This is a genomic window from Larkinella insperata (genome assembly GCF_026248825.1).
GTDB lineage: Bacteria > Bacteroidota > Bacteroidia > Cytophagales > Spirosomataceae > Larkinella > Larkinella insperata.
The window spans coordinates 4,708,248-4,722,992 of the sequence record NZ_CP110973.1; the positions used below are offsets into that span (position 1 = coordinate 4,708,248).

10 protein-coding genes are annotated in these 14,745 nt (G+C 54.1%); 4 read left to right on the forward strand and 6 right to left on the reverse strand.

All coding sequences use genetic code 11. The features are described from left to right. Nucleotides 1-41 precede the first annotated feature (41 nt). Together OQ371_RS19130 and OQ371_RS19135 are read right to left on the reverse strand one after the other, a co-directional pair. Complete coding sequence (locus OQ371_RS19130; protein ID WP_265989879.1) at nt 42-752, reverse strand: LytR/AlgR family response regulator transcription factor; 711 nt, start codon at nt 750-752, stop codon at nt 42-44. Beyond that, the gene (locus OQ371_RS19135; RefSeq protein WP_265989881.1) at nt 749-1,786 is read right to left on the reverse strand and encodes a sensor histidine kinase; all 1,038 of its coding nucleotides are present in this window, start codon (nt 1,784-1,786) and stop codon (nt 749-751) included. Before OQ371_RS19135 ends, OQ371_RS19130 begins: the two co-directional genes overlap by 4 nt. A 248-nt stretch (nt 1,787-2,034) precedes the next feature. Here OQ371_RS19135 and OQ371_RS19140 point away from each other — a divergent pair, with 248 nt between their 5' ends. After that, complete coding sequence (locus OQ371_RS19140) at nt 2,035-4,476, forward strand: TonB-dependent receptor (RefSeq protein WP_265989883.1); 2,442 nt, start codon at nt 2,035-2,037, stop codon at nt 4,474-4,476. An 84-nt stretch (nt 4,477-4,560) separates the two neighbouring features. On the opposite strand, the gene OQ371_RS19145 is transcribed toward OQ371_RS19140, so the two are convergent. Together OQ371_RS19145 and OQ371_RS19150 are read right to left on the reverse strand one after the other, a co-directional pair. Next, nucleotides 4,561-6,189, reverse strand: coding sequence for an ABC-F family ATP-binding cassette domain-containing protein (locus OQ371_RS19145; protein ID WP_265989884.1), 1,629 nt, complete (start codon nt 6,187-6,189; stop codon nt 4,561-4,563). Between the two features lie 179 nt (nt 6,190-6,368). Continuing rightward, entirely contained in the window at nt 6,369-7,115 is a 747-nt protein-coding gene (locus OQ371_RS19150; RefSeq protein WP_265989885.1) for a head GIN domain-containing protein, read from the reverse strand. 138 nt (nt 7,116-7,253) lie between these two features. On the opposite strand from OQ371_RS19150, the gene OQ371_RS19155 reads away from it, so the two are divergent. Further along, nucleotides 7,254-8,345: a glycoside hydrolase family 130 protein gene (locus OQ371_RS19155; protein ID WP_265989886.1), complete on the forward strand. Its 1,092-nt coding sequence runs from the start codon at nt 7,254-7,256 to the stop codon at nt 8,343-8,345. A gap of 390 nt (nt 8,346-8,735) precedes the next feature. Beyond that, nucleotides 8,736-10,190 (forward strand): PI-PLC domain-containing protein, encoded by a 1,455-nt coding sequence (locus OQ371_RS19160; protein ID WP_265989887.1) that lies wholly within the window; start codon nt 8,736-8,738, stop codon nt 10,188-10,190. A 94-nt stretch (nt 10,191-10,284) separates the two neighbouring features. Here the strand turns inward: OQ371_RS19160 and OQ371_RS19165 are convergent, their stop codons facing one another. Both OQ371_RS19165 and OQ371_RS19170 read right to left on the reverse strand, forming a co-directional pair. Beyond that, nucleotides 10,285-11,787 (reverse strand): ATP-binding cassette domain-containing protein, encoded by a 1,503-nt coding sequence (locus tag OQ371_RS19165; RefSeq protein ID WP_265989889.1) that lies wholly within the window; start codon nt 11,785-11,787, stop codon nt 10,285-10,287. 13 nt (nt 11,788-11,800) lie between these two features. Beyond that, nucleotides 11,801-12,583, reverse strand: coding sequence for a hypothetical protein (locus tag OQ371_RS19170; protein ID WP_265989890.1), 783 nt, complete (start codon nt 12,581-12,583; stop codon nt 11,801-11,803). Between the two features lie 189 nt (nt 12,584-12,772). Here OQ371_RS19170 and OQ371_RS19175 point away from each other — a divergent pair, with 189 nt between their 5' ends. Then, nucleotides 12,773-14,743, forward strand: a complete 1,971-nt coding sequence (locus OQ371_RS19175) for a glycoside hydrolase family 127 protein (RefSeq protein ID WP_265989891.1) — start codon at nt 12,773-12,775, stop codon at nt 14,741-14,743. Nucleotides 14,744-14,745 lie beyond the last annotated feature (2 nt).

Consider the following 14,745-nt stretch of genomic DNA (forward strand, 5'->3'; position numbering starts at 1 on the left):
CAGCCGAAGGCTTTCTCGTGCCGCTTGCCGAAAGAACGTGCTTACAAACCCAGCGCTTTTAAAAAGCCGTCCCGGTAATTACTTCCGATCGGTATTTCGGTTTTATGGATGAAAACCCGGTTTCCTTCAATGTGGGTTATTTTGGATTTGTTGACCAGAAAGGAGCGGTGGATCCGCAGAAATAACGCCGAAGGAAGGAGTTCTTCAAAGCGGGAAAACGTCATGCCCGGAAGGAGGGTATGCTGGGTCGTGACCACTTTTGTATAGTTGCCGTTGGCTTCGGCATACAGCAACTCATCGTGAAAGATTTTATAAATTTTCCCGTCGGTTTTTAAAAACAAGTAATCTGCCTTGTCGGCTGCGGTATTATCGGCGGTTATGGCCGGGGAGGTTTGCAGCCGTTCCAGCGCTTTATCAACGGCCACCATAAACCGCTCGAGTGAAAAAGGTTTTAGTAAATAATCAACGGCTGCCAAATCGAACGCATCCAAAGCGTATTCTTTATACGCCGTGGTAAAGATAACCTGCGGCTGGTTTCGGAGCGTTTTTAAAAACGAAATGCCACTCAGAACCGGCATGTTTATATCCAGGAAAAGAATGTCGATGGAGTGCTGCTGCAGAACGGCTTTGGCTTCCAGGGCATTGCCGCAGGAGGCTACAACCGTCAGGTTCGGAAAATGGCTGCAATAGGTTTGGATGATGGTCCGGGCAATGGGCTCGTCGTCCACAATCAGGCAATTGATCTGGGTCATTTTACTTTGATTTGGAGCATAACCTGGTAAAAACCGTCTTGATTCTGAATGGTCAGATCGTGCGCATTTGGGTACAACAATTCCAGCCGTTTTCGGACATTGACCAATCCCAGCCCCCGGTTTTTTTCCAGAGGCTGGGTGTCGTTATCGGCGTTAATGGTGTGGTTGTTTTTTACCGAGAACAGAACGGACTGTCCCCACGTTTTCAGGGAAATATCAATTACTACATTCTGATCCGTGGTGTTTTTGGAATGCTTAAACGCGTTTTCGACGAACACAATCAGCAGCATCGGCGCAATCGGGAGGTCGGCAGGCAGGGTGTTTTCGATGGACGTGGTCAAGGTAAGCCGTTCGCCAATCCGGATTTTTTCAAACTCAATGTAATTGGTGATGTAGGCTAGTTCCTCGCTAAGCGGCACGAATAATTCTTTCGTATCGTAAACCGAATACCGTAATAAGTCGGAAAGTTTCAGCAGCAACGTGGGTATTTTATCGGGTTGCGAAAGAGACAGGCCGTAGAGGTTATTGAGGGTATTAAACAGGAAATGAGGGCTCAACTGTGACTGCAATAAATACAGCTCACTCTGGCTTTGTTCGGCCCGGGCGTTGGCTTCCTGCACCTGCTTATTTACCGTCATCTGGCTTAGTTTGACGAGCATACCGACGGCAATACTCAGGATAAAAAGCGGCACATAAAAAAGCAGTAAGTTCAGAGCCGCCCGGTCTCTGAGCGGAAACTCGGCGTGAACAAAAAGCCAGACAATACAGGCCATACTGATTACCGAGAGGATCACGAGCAGTCCACTCGGAACGGGTTTTGCCGTCCAGATCTGGGATATATACCGCCCCATATACAAGCCGATCAACACAAATAGGGTGGCCGCTAAAGCTGCTTGTTCTTCGTCTTTCGGAACAACGGTTCCCGTATAAAAAACAGAAATAAAATAAACCGGAATGGCAATCAGGAGCGTCAAACGAAGGGATCGTTTGAAATCGAAAGAGTCTGCCGTTGCCGGGTTCTGCGGGTTTTTCATAGGCATTTACTGCTGCACCTTGATTCAGCGTACAAAGCTGGGAAAATGGACGGAACGGACGGCATCAACCGGTTAAACTCCCAAAAATGCCGGACAGAAAGCCCGGGAACCGGTACGAATGAGTTGAACCGGCTTCAGCCGCTTTTCATCAGCTCTTCCGCCCGGTCTGTCCTGATAAATTGGCTGCGTTTGCGGTTTTATCCAGATTTGCCCAACACAATTTAATGGACTCTTGCAACCGCAACGCCATGAAACTCATTCTCTTATTTTTTCCGCTCCTGGTCAGTTTGGTAACCCGGGCGCAATCAATCGATACAACCATTCGTGGTCTGGTGAAAGACGAACTGAACGAACCGCTGCCGGGCGCGACGGTTATCCTCTACCGGGCCGCCGATTCGACGTTGGTGCGGGGTGAAACAACCCAAAGTAACGGAAAATTTGCGTTTACCGGCCTGACCAGCAACGTCTATTATCTGCGGGTGACGAGCGTTGGCATGAAAGAATACCGCAGCGGCTCCCTGACAATTGATGAAGCGCACCCGGTTCTTGCGCTGCCCGCCATCCTGCTGAGTCCTTCCCGAACAACGTTGCAGGAAGTGAAGGTGGTGGCCAAACGGCCGTTGGTGGAGCAGGAAATTGACAAGACGGTGGTTAACGTGGATGCCTTAATTGGCAGCGCGGGAAACAATACGCTGGAGGTGCTGGAAAAAACGCCCGGTGTTACGGTGGGTACGGACGGAGAAATCAGCCTGAATGGCAAAAACGGGGTGCTGGTGCTGATCGACGGCCGGCAGACCTACCTCTCCGGTCCGGACCTGGCGGCTTACCTGCGCTCGCTGCCGGGCGGTTCGCTCGACAAACTGGAGCTGATGACCAACCCACCCGCCAAATACGACGCGGCCGGAACCGCCATCATCAACATCCGCCTGAAACGCAACCGGGTGCAGGGCTTTACCGGCGACGTAAGTGCCAGTTACAGCCAGGGCCGAACGGTCCGGAGCAACGAGGTCATCAACCTGAATTTTAACCGCAAAAAGCTGAATGTATTCGGTGGATTGAGTTATAACAAGGACGGTGATTACGCGGATAATTTCTATAACCGGACCTTTTATGGTGAGAATGGAGCCCTTATTTCATCGCTGCGTTTACAGAATAATTTCCGAACCAGTAGTCAGGGGTTGACGGGAAGACTGGGAATGGATTACGCCGTTTCACCGAAAACAACTTATGGATTTGTGGTCAGTATGCAGAGCCGTCCCCGTCGGGAATGGCGGGATATTACAAGCCAGAATTTTAACGCCAGTTCGCTAATCGACTCAGTGGGAGTGGGCGGAACCAACGGTAATTTTTCCTGGAAAAATAAGAGCGCCAACGTAAATTACAACCATCGGTTTGATCAGGCAGGGCGCGAAATAACGGCCGATTTAAGTTATGCTCAATACGAGTCGGACGGGGTACAACGGCTAACCAACGTTATGGTTTTGCCGGACGGAACTCCGCTCAACCATAGCGAATTTCTATTTAACCTGCCTTCAGATATCCAGATTTATACGGCAAAAGCGGATTACGTTCATCCATTAAAAAACAAGTTTTTGCTGGAAGCCGGCATTAAATCGAGTCTGGTTAATACCGATAACGATTCAAAGTACTATACCGTAATTGATCACAACAAGGTACCCGATTACGGCAAGTCGAACCATTTTATCTACCGGGAAAACATCAACGCGGCTTACGTGAATACGCGCAAGGAGTGGAAACTGCTGGGTATTCAGGCCGGTTTGCGGGTCGAAAATACGCTGGCGAACGGGCGGCAGTTGGGCAACGCGGAAGTACAAGCCAGCTCATTTGATAAGAATTACACGCGCTTCTTTCCAACGGTTTTTGTACGCTATAAACTGGATACGGTCGGAAAAAATACAGTGTCTTTAAGCCTGGCCCGCCGAATTAACCGGGCCAATTATCAATTGCTAAATCCGTTTGTATTCTTACGCGATACGTACTCGTATACGGCCGGGAATCCATTTTTAAATCCGCAGTATCATTACCAATACGAACTTAAATACCAGCATAAAACGCATCTCGGCATTGCGCTGCAATACAACCGCTTTACCGATGTAATTTTTCAACTGACGGAAACCGTCGGCGATTTATTCATTACCAGTCCCCGCAACGTAGCCAAAGGTTATATTCTCTCGCTGGCGACCAATCTGTCACTCGAACCCACCAAGTGGTGGCGGCTGAATGCCAATTTGATGGGTGCCCGAATGGCTCTTCAGGGAACGGCGTATACCGAGAAATTAACACCCGGGATCTTCCATGCCCGACTCAATGCCGTGAATCAGTTCCAGTTGAAGAAAGGATGGAGTGGAGAATTAATCGGCTTTTTTGCTACGAAAGATCTGGCGGGGCAAACCATTACCGAACCCCGCTACCGCGTCAGTTTTGCCGTGCAGAAAAAGATGCTGAAAGGGAAGGGGAGCCTGCGGTTTATGGCGGACGATCTCTTCCATTCCTGGCGGCAAAATGACCGCACCGTGAGCCTGAAACAGGCCGTAGCTTATCATACCGGCATCAGCGACACGCGCCGGGTTGGGCTGGCGTTTACGTACCGGTTTGGGAAGGAAACATTCGCCCGCAAACGCCGTCATACCGACAATGCGGCCGACGCGGAGAAGGGGCGCGTCGACTGAGCGGTAGCCCGACGGCCGGGATATAAAAAAGCGGCTTTGCGGAACTACATCCGCAAAGCCGCTGATAGCTTAAATTCCTCTAATTTATTTGTATTTATACAACGCTTCCCGTTGGGCTTTCACATTTTCATCCTCCAGGTACTCGTCGTAGGTCATCAGTTTGTCGAGGTGACCGTTGGGCGCGATTTCAATGATACGGTTGGCAATCGTCTGCGCAAACTGGTGGTCGTGTGAGGTGAACAACACCGGGCCTTTGAAGTCGATCAGACCGTTGTTGAGGGCCGTGATGGATTCCAGGTCGAGGTGGTTGGTCGGTTCGTCCAGCACCAGCAGGTTGGAGCCCGAAAGCATCACTTTCGAGAGCATACACCGCACTTTCTCACCCCCGGACAATACCGTCGCTTTCTTCAGCGACTCTTCACCCGAGAACAGCATCCGGCCCAGGAAGCCCCGAATAAAGCTTTCGTCTTTCTCGGCGGAAAACTGCCGCAGCCAGTCAACCAGGTTCAGGTCAGTCTGGAAAAATTTGTCGCGGCCCGTATCGTTCGGGAAATAGGACGGCGTAATGGTCACGCCCCACTTGAATTCCCCTTTGTCGGCTTTGCGTTCGCCCGCCAGAATGTCGAACAGGGCCGTTACGGCCAGACCGTCGCGGCTGAAAAGGAAAATCTTGTCGCCTTTCCGCATCGAAAACGACAGGTTGTTGAACAGCGTGACGCCCTCGTCGCTCGTGTAGCTGAGCCCTTCGACGCTCAGGATCTGGTCGCCCGGTTCGCGCTCCGGTTTGAAGTTGATATAGGGGTATTTCCGGGACGAAGGCGCGATGTCGTCGATGGTCAGTTTCTCCAGCAGCTTGGCGCGGCTGGTGGCCTGCTTGGACTTGGACGCGTTGGCCGAGAAGCGACGGATGAATTCTTCGAGTTCTTTCCGCTTGTCTTCCGTCCGTTTGTTCTGGTCCTGCCGTTGTTTCAGGGCGAGTTGGCTCGATTCGTACCAGAACGTATAGTTACCCGTGTACAGTTTAACTTTCGAAAAATCGATATCGACAATGTTCGTGCAGACCTGATCCAGGAAGTGCCGGTCGTGGGAAACCACGATAACGGTGTTCTGGAAGTTTGCCAGGAAGTTTTCCAGCCAGATGCTTGATTCAACATCAAGGTTGTTGGTCGGTTCGTCCAGCAGCAGGATGTCGGGGTTTCCGAACAGCGCCTGCGCCAGCAGCACCCGCACCTTTTCCGACCCGTTCAGGTCGGCCATCTGGGTGTAGTGCAGGTCTTCCTTGATGCCCAGACCGCTCAGCAGCGTAGCGGCATCCGATTCGGCATCCCAGCCGTTCATCTCGGCAAACTCAGCTTCGAGGTTGGCCGCCCGTTCGCCGTCGGCATCCGTGAAGTCGGATTTGGCGTAGAGCTCGTCTTTTTCCTGCATGATGTCATACAGGCGCTTGTTGCCCATGATGACGGTCTGCAACACCGGAAATTCGTCGTAGGCAAACTGGTTCTGATTCAGCACAGAAAGCCGTTCGCCCGGTGTGATGGTAATCGCGCCCGTCTGCGGTTCGATATCGCCCGACAGAATTTTCAGGAAAGTAGATTTACCGGCTCCGTTGGCTCCGATAACACCGTAACAGTTGCCGGGGGTGAATTTTATATTGACGTCGTCAAACAAAACCCGCTTGCCGTAGCGGAGCGAGACGTTTTGTACTGAAATCATTCGATGGTTCTCCTTATAGAAATGAAGCTGCAAAGGTACGGAAAGCTGGCCGTTTTTGCCATTTAAAAACAAAGGAATAACAAAAACCCCGGCACGAGCGGTCACTCAGCCGGGGTTGCGGAATATTCTGGCAGAAAATCGATCCAATCGGGCGAGGCCGGGAAAGCGGTTGCCGGAAATTAGTCGCGCTCAATTTTGCTGGCGCCACTGGCATTCTGGTTGACCTTGGCCGGATTGCCGCGGTAGCGGATTTTGCTGGCGCCACTGGCATCGGCAACCAGCGACTGGTTGGCCGTAATTTCGGCATGGCTGGTTCCGGATGCTTTCACATTCACCTCGTATGCTGCGTAATTGAACGCCTGCACGTTCGATGCGCCCGAGGCATCAATGACCAACTGGTCGATTCGACCCGCTACCGTATCATCATTGGTGGTCACTTGCGGGGTCTTCAGGTCCAGTTTTGAACCGCCCGACACCGTAACGTTGGTCCGGGATGCGAGCACCTCGAAGGAGCCGTGGGTACCGCCGGAAAGGTCGATATCCAGGCTGGCTGCGTTGGCAAACCCCTTGATCGTGGAATGAACACCCCCCGAAAATTTGGCCCCGCGCAGCGCCGGCATTGTGATGGTGAATGTGGTCGAAAATTTACGGTTGCGATGCGTGCGGTATTCGGCCGAAAGCGTGCCGTTGCGAACCACCACCTCCAGATCGTCCAGGTTGCGCTGATCGCCTTTGGCAACGACGCTGAAAGACGCGCCGGGCTGCACGTTGACGTCAAAACCGCTGCCCATTTCGAGCCGGTCGAAACCCGTCAGGGCGAAGGTTTGTTGCCCATCCTGCAACGGACCAACATCTTCCCGGTTGCAACTGGTTAACAAAGCGGCAGAAACCGTCAGGCTGGCGAATAAAAACAGGATTCGTTTCATAGTAGTTGTTGTTTGTATGCCGCAAAGTTGGCCGTGCTATCGGTGTTGCCCAAGTTTTTACTGACTCAATTGGCGATTTCCGGCCCTGAAACGTATAATAGCAGTTCCAAACCATACCGTTTAATCACCCGTCTGTTCATGACAAATCGACTCTTTTTTCCCTTTTTTGCCTTATTTTTCTGGTTTTCGGCCCCGGCCCAGTCGCCCTATAAGCCGTGGATGATTGGTGAATTTACCAAACAGCACGCGGCCAACCCGGTTCTGGATGCCCGCGCTACCACCACGTTTGCCTGCCCGGTGCGGAAAGAAACCGTGCGCTGGGAGGAAAAAGATGTGTTCAATCCGGCCGTTGTGGTGCGTAAAGGCAAGATTCACCTGATTTATCGGGCCGAAGATACCGTCGGGAAGCACGCCGGAACCTCGCGGCTGGGACTGGCAACGAGCACGGACGGCCTGCACTTCAAACGACGTCCGGAGCCGGTTTTTTACCCCGACAACGACGCCATGAACGTCTACGAATGGGAGGGCGGCTGCGAAGATCCGCGGATTGTGGAAAGTCCGGGGCGGGTGTACGTGATGACCTACACGGCCTACGACGGCGACAAAGCCCGGCTTTGCGTGGCTACTTCCCGCAACCTGGTGACGTGGAAAAAACAGGGGCTGGCGTTTGACGACCTGAAATACCGCAACGGATGGTCGAAGTCGGGTTCGATTGTGTGCAAACGGATCGGGAGCCGGATCGTGGCCCAGAAAATTAACGGTAAATACTGGATGTACTGGGGCGATCAGCCGCAGCTTTACTGCGCGTCGTCGCCGGACCTGATTCACTGGACGCCGGTGGAAACGACGGACGGCAAACTTTACGCGGTGGCCGAACGGCGCAAGGAAAAGTACGATTCTCGGCTGCTGGAACCCGGTCCGCCCGCGCTGCTGACGGCCAACGGCATTGTGCTGCTTTACAACGGCATGAACCTGCCCAAAGACGGCGACCGCGATCTGCCCGAAGGAACGTATGCCGCCGGGCAGTTGCTGTTCGATGCCAGCGATCCCACCAAACTGCTCGACCGCTCGGAGACTTATTTTATGAAGCCCGATCAGCCCTACGAGATCGTCGGACAGGTGAACAACGTCTGTTTTATCGAAGGACTCGTGCCCTACAAAGGCCAGTGGTTTCTGTATTACGGAACGGCGGATTCCAAAATTGCCGTAACGACGGCTCCGTTAAAATAGAAGCGAAACACCAGGTTTCATTCTTTTAAAAAGCCGTATTGCCTTACTTAGGGCATCGGTAAAATAGAAAAAATTCGCTTGAAATGGAGGTGAATAAATAGCTTATATTAGCTATTGTTCACCTTTTTTATGCACTATAATTTTGCGTTGTCAACCAGAAGGTTAGTTAGCGCTATCTACCAGTTTACTTCTTTGTTGCTTCACGGCTAAGGCCCGCCGGTATAGCGGGGTGATGAGTCTATTGTTCTTATAGTCAGTCGGTAGTGGGTCGATCTGCCAAGGATTCGTATTGCTTGATCGGTATAGAATCTGAAGTAGGGTAAGCCGAGAAGCCGTCATCCTTTAGTTTTAATTGTCTCTTTTTTAACCGTTATTATTCAACTTAACACGATGCAAACCGAACAAACCGTGCAAAGCGTGGGCGGCTTTTTCAATCCCAGCAAAGGAATTGATTATTACGCCTACTTGGGAGATTCACAATTTTCAATTCAGTTTCAAAAGCCATCGTCTACAACCCCCTGGGGAACGCCTGGTCAGATGTTGGCGAATAATTTCCAGATTTCGGAATCAGATATTGGAATGCTGGAACACACCGGCCGATTCCAGTGGCACCTGAAGCAAAACGGCAATGAGATCGCTTCCCGGTACGCCGAAATTGCCCCTTCCGACGGAAGCCTGGGCGACTGCAACATGGCAAATATGATGCAGACGCCTTCGCTCGTTTCGCCAGGTTACGCGGTTTCCTACGGGTTTTACGATTCCGGCTCGGGCAAAATCGGTACCCTGACCAACCAGGATCAATCGTATGTTTACGCCACCGCCAATCTGTCAAACTGGATGCGTGATTTGGTCAACGCGAGTCCGGCGGTTGGGAGTGCGCCCTTCAACTGCTTTGTGCTGCCCGGCGCCCACGATGCCGGTATGTTTGACCTGAATTGCTGTCAGACGCTGTTGAATAACGACACGTTTCGGAGTAATCTGGGAGCCGCCGTCGGGGTCGGTATTGCTACGTTGCCCACCAGCGTTGTCAACCGCATCATTATCAACCTGGCTTTTACCCAGAAAGATACCGTCAATACCATGCTGGATCTGGGCATCCGGTATTTTGACTTCCGACCGGGGTACTGCATAACCGACCCGACGGCCGCGGGCGGACTTTATCACCAGCATAACTTTATTCCGGGTTACTCCTACGAACAGTTTCTTCAGAACTGCCTGTCGTGGCTGATGAGTCACCCCACCGAAATTGTCGTTGTTGCGCTGGGCCATTCGGGGTTCAACAAAGATTTCATGCGGGCTTCAACCGATACGCTGTCGGCCTACCTCGATGGTGCCATGCAGGCTACCCACACGGCGGGCGAAGCCGGAGAGATGCCCGCCATCGTAGTGGGTGACAAAAGCGATTTGTCCAGCTCGTACAACAACCTGATTGCTGCCAGAAAACGGCTCATCTTCCTGAACCAGTACGGCTTTCCCAACGACGCGGCCAAATACGATTCGTACAACGACGGCTACCAGACCACGGATATTAACGTGATTTTGAGCGCTTTAAACAACATGAACGCGGGTGGTCAGAACGGAAATGACTATACGGTTCTGCAGCTACAAGGGACGGCTTCCGGGGCGGGGGGCGGCATTTTTGGTTCAGTTGCCACGCTGAACGATGCGTCGTCACCCCTGATGTCAACGAAAGCCAAATTTGATAATGCGACCTACTCGTGGTTGATGAACAACGTGCCGGGCCGGTTTTCAAACCAGCAGCTGCTGGTTTGTCTGAATGATTTTGCGGATAACGCACTCACGCAAATCTGTTCGACACTGACCCGGCAACGCGCCGGAGCGTAAATCCGTTCGAAATCGGGGGTTCCGCAGGGAGGGCTTGCAACCCGGGCCATTTCTGCGGAACCCCCAATTTTATGTATTGTTAAATACCGTCCAATCAAAACGGCTCAACCGTACCCCGTCCCGCATCCAGCCGCAACACCTGCGAAACGCACCGCGGAATTTCCTCGGCGTAATGCGAAACGTACAGCAGCGTTCGGTCGGGCGACTGGCACAGTTCATCGACCAGGTCCCGGAAGCGGGCGATGTGGGCCGGATCGAGGTTCTGGCAGGGTTCGTCCAGCACCAGCAGGGGCGGATTTTTCACCAGCGCCCGCGCCAGCAGAATCCAGCGCTGTTCGCCCGTGGAAAGTTGCGAAAGCCGTTTGTCGCGCAGGTGCTGAACGCGCAACAGGTCCAGCATAAACTCCACCCGCTCGGTCTGCTCCGGCGTCGTTTTGCGAAACAGCCCCGCCGTATCAAACAGGCCCGACGCCACCACTTTCCAGACCGACTGCTCACGGGGAAAGTAGAGGTGAAGCTCGGGCGACACAAAACCGATGTTGCGTTTGATGTCCCAGATGCTTTCGCCGGTGCCGCGCTTGCGGTCAAACAACGCATAGTCGTTTCGGTAGCTTTGGGGGTTGTCGGCCGTGATTAAACTCAGGAGGGTGGATTTTCCCGAACCGTTCGGCCCTAGCACCGCCCATTTTTCGCCCCGGCGCACCTGCCAGTTGATGCCCTCCAGCACCGTCTTCTCACCGTAACTCACGGTTACATTCCGCATCCGGATGGCGTCCTCGAACGCAAGGGCCGAGGTGTTCAGCCAGCGGGGGAGCAGGGCCGGATCGGTGAGGGTTTCGGGCGCAGATTCGGGCAGGGCCGGCATTTCCGCTTTCGGCCCCTGCCAACTGATCTGTCCGTCGGCCAGTTCCACAACGTGCGTCATGCAGTCGGGAATTTCGCGGGGTGTGGTTGCCAGCACCAGCGTAGTGCCTTCGGCGGCAATGCGGTTCAGAATACCGTGTAACCGTTCCCGGCTGGCGACATCCAGACCGCCGAACGAGTTGTCGAGCAGCAGGATTTTGGGGCGTCGCAGCAGCGAACGCGCCAGCAGTGTCCGGCGGGTTTCGCCGTTGGAAAGCGAGGTGAGCCGCCGGTTCAGCAGGTGGGTGATGTGCACCCATTCGGCCACTTCGGCCAGCCACGCTTCCGGGTAAGCCGGGGGCGGCAGGGTAACGGATTGAGCGTCAATGGTGCCGGTGGGCTTAATTTGATGCTGCAAGACTTCCCACACCGTCGGTGCTTCTTCGGCGGCATCGGCGTTAAACCGCTGCTGGTAGAACTGGGCCGACGACGCCACTTTGCGGTCAAACTGGTAATCGTTGGCGACGTGTTCGACGGTATCACGCAGCGGCCCAACCGGATGCAGATACGTACCACCCGCCACCGGCAGCCGCCCGCTCAACGCATCCAGCAATGAACTTTTGCCCGCGCCGGTTGCACCCAGAACGGCCCAGTTTTCGCCCGCCCGGAGCGACCAGTTGAGGTGTTGCAGCACAAGGCCGGTGGGCCGGCGAACGGTGGTATTTTGCAGGGAAAGTAAGGGGGAAACGGCCATCTTGGGTCAAATTTTAACCCCCAAACTTAGCAAGACCCGTAGAAAGATCAGACCGTGGATTCGGATTTATCTTTTGCGCGGGCGGTTTTTTTCGGGAACGGACGCCGTTGTGTCCTCTTTCCGGCGTCTTTCCAAAAGCTTCTAATCCGCGCACCGCTGCCCGGTTTTGCGCCCCGGCCGTCGGCAGCGGAAGGGCCGACAGCAGCACCTCATCGAACCGCCGGGCCATGTCGGCAATGGTCTGGGCTTTGTCGGTGCCGTTGATGATGGAACGGGCTTTTTCGTATTCGGGCGGCTGGTTGTCTTTGATAAACTGATCGAGCCGTTTGCCGGTAAACCAGCCTTCTTTCATGCCCTGCACCGCAATCCGGTAGGCCAGTGGCGGATTTTTTGCCAGATCCGGCTCGTCAATCAGATTGGTGTTCAGAAAATTACCGGCCCGGCGGTAATTGGCCCGGCCGGTCAGCTGCACGTAGCCCCGGCCTTTAAACCGGGCCCCGTCGCCGGGCTGCGTATTGCCCAGTATTTTACCCACTTTGGTGTCCGGACCGTACAGCTTGTTAAACCGCTCATTGGTGCCGAATTCGTCGATGGGTTCCATCGTGTGCGCGGTTTCCCACTTGAAGGTTGCCAGGCAGTAGGCCAGTTGCCGACGGTCTTTTTCCGAGTGGGTGAAGCGTTCATCCTGCTCAATCTGATCAATCAGAAAGTCGAGGGCGTCCACCAGCGGTTGCGTCAGCTTACCGAATCGGTTGCGGTAAGTCTCGAAGAATTTTTTGCGGTCGAAGGATAACATGGTGGTTGAAAATAGAGATTGGAAAAGTGAAGCAGAAGGTAGCACAAAACAACGTCGTACTTGTAATTCTTTTACGGAACGGCAGTTACATTTTTGGCACCGGTAATTTGCCGATAAACCCGGATTCGCCCTGGTCAATTCTGTGTAACAATCTCTATTTTTGACCAAACCATTTGTTTCCTAGACCTCATGACCCTCCGAGTTACCCTCCTTGCTGCGCTTCTGGCCGGTACAGTGAACCAGACCGTTCACGCCCAAATTCCCGTCCGGCGGTTTGAACCCGTCGGTTTTTCGCAGGTCACCATCACCGACCATTTCTGGCGGCCCAAGCTCGATAAAGTAGCCACAACCACCCTACAGGCCTGCATCGTGCAGACGGAGCAGAAGTCGGGGCGCATCCGGAATTTTGAGAAGGTGCAGCGGGGAAAACACGAAAAACACGAGGGCATTTACTACGACGACAGTGACGTTTACAAAGCCATCGAAGCCATCGCTTATTCGTTGAAAAACCGCCCGGATGCTGAGTTGGAAAAGAAAGCCGATGAATGGATCGACAAGATTGCGGCCGCCCAGCAACCCGACGGATACCTTAATACATATTACACACTGGTCGGGCTGGACCAGCGCTGGACCGACATGGAAAAGCACGAGGACTACTGCGCCGGCCACCTGATGGAAGCCGCCGTGGCCTACTACAACACCACCGGCAAGCGCAAACTGCTGGACGTGGCCATCCGGTTTGCCGATCACATCGACGCCACGTTCCGGCAGGCCAACCGCCCCTGGGTAACCGGGCATCAGGAGATCGAACTGGCCCTGATGAAGCTCTACCACCAGACTAAAAACGACCGCTACCTGAAACTGGCCGACTGGTTTCTGGACCAGCGCGGACGCGGTTTTGGCAAAGGCAAAATCTGGGATGACTGGAAGAATCCGGATTACTGCCAGGACGGCCAGCCGGTGAAGGCCCAGAAGGAAATTACCGGCCATGCCGTGCGGGCGATGTACCTCTACACCGGGGCCGCCGATGTGGCCGCGACCACCCAGGATGCCGGGTACATGAACGCCATGAAAACCGTCTGGGAAGATGTGGTGTATCGCAACATGTACATCACGGGCGGAATCGGGTCGTCGGGGCAAAACGAGGGATTTTCGGTGGATTACGACCTGCCCAACGAATCGGCGTACTGCGAAACCTGCGCGTCGGTCGGGATGGTGTTCTGGAACCAGCGGATGAACCTGCTCACGGGCGAAGCCAAGTACATCGACGTACTGGAACGGAGCCTGTACAACGGGGCGCTGGATGGCCTGAGTTTGAGTGGTGACCGGTTTTTCTACGGCAACCCGCTGGCATCCAGCGGCAAAAATGCCCGGAGTGAGTGGTTCGGGACGGCCTGTTGCCCCTCAAATATTGCCCGGCTGGTGGCTTCGCTGGGCGACTACATTTACGGCAAAAATGATTCGGGCCTCTGGGTCAACCTCTACATTGGCAGCAATACAAACCTGAAAATCGGTAAAACCGACGTGCCCGTTCAACTCGAAACCAATTATCCGTGGGAGGGCCGCGTGCGGCTGACGGTCAATCCGGCCAGAAAGACCCCGTATGCGCTCCACCTGCGGATTCCGGGCTGGGTGAGCAACGTGCCGGTGCCGGGCGATCTCTACCGGTTTGCGGATGCGGGCAAAGCCGCCGTTACGGTTAAACTAAATGGAAAACCCGTTGACTACAGGGAAGAAAACGGCTATGCCGTCATCAATCGAACCTGGCAGAAGGGCGATGTCGTTGAACTGGATTTGCCGATGGAGGTGAAGCGCGTGGTGGCCCGGAAAGAACTCGTAGCCGCCAACGACCGGGTAGCCATTCAGCGCGGACCGCTGGTTTACTGCGTCGAGGGAGCCGACAACGACGGCCAGGCCTGGAACCTGCTGGTGCCCGACCAGACGACGTTTACGACGCAGCCGTACCAGGTGCTCACCGAACCGGTGGTGGCCGTGCAGGCCCAGCTGCCGGTTGTCGGGCCTTCAGCCGACGGAACGAGTGTGGTCACCGAGAAGAAAACCGTTACAGCCGTTCCGTATTACGTCTGGGCCAACCGGGGCAAAAGTCCGATGCAGGTCTGGCTGCCAACTAAAGCAAAACAGGTGAAGCTGTTGGATTAGAG

Excerpts from the sequence above, each read along its gene's own strand:
- OQ371_RS19135 (WP_265989881.1), bottom strand. The coding sequence starts at position 1,786 with ATGAAAAACCCGCAGAACCCGGCAACGGCAGACTCTTTCGATTTCAAA.
- OQ371_RS19145 (WP_265989884.1), bottom strand. The coding sequence starts at position 6,189 with ATGATTTCAGTACAAAACGTCTCGCTCCGCTACGGCAAGCGGGTTTTG.
- OQ371_RS19155 (WP_265989886.1), top strand. The coding sequence starts at position 7,254 with ATGACAAATCGACTCTTTTTTCCCTTTTTTGCCTTATTTTTCTGGTTT.
- OQ371_RS19150 (WP_265989885.1), bottom strand. The coding sequence starts at position 7,115 with ATGAAACGAATCCTGTTTTTATTCGCCAGCCTGACGGTTTCTGCCGCT.
- OQ371_RS19170 (WP_265989890.1), bottom strand. The coding sequence starts at position 12,583 with ATGTTATCCTTCGACCGCAAAAAATTCTTCGAGACTTACCGCAACCGA.
- OQ371_RS19130 (WP_265989879.1), bottom strand. The coding sequence starts at position 752 with ATGACCCAGATCAATTGCCTGATTGTGGACGACGAGCCCATTGCCCGG.
- OQ371_RS19165 (WP_265989889.1), bottom strand. The coding sequence starts at position 11,787 with ATGGCCGTTTCCCCCTTACTTTCCCTGCAAAATACCACCGTTCGCCGG.
- OQ371_RS19140 (WP_265989883.1), top strand. The coding sequence starts at position 2,035 with ATGAAACTCATTCTCTTATTTTTTCCGCTCCTGGTCAGTTTGGTAACC.
- OQ371_RS19160 (WP_265989887.1), top strand. The coding sequence starts at position 8,736 with ATGCAAACCGAACAAACCGTGCAAAGCGTGGGCGGCTTTTTCAATCCC.
- OQ371_RS19175 (WP_265989891.1), top strand. The coding sequence starts at position 12,773 with ATGACCCTCCGAGTTACCCTCCTTGCTGCGCTTCTGGCCGGTACAGTG.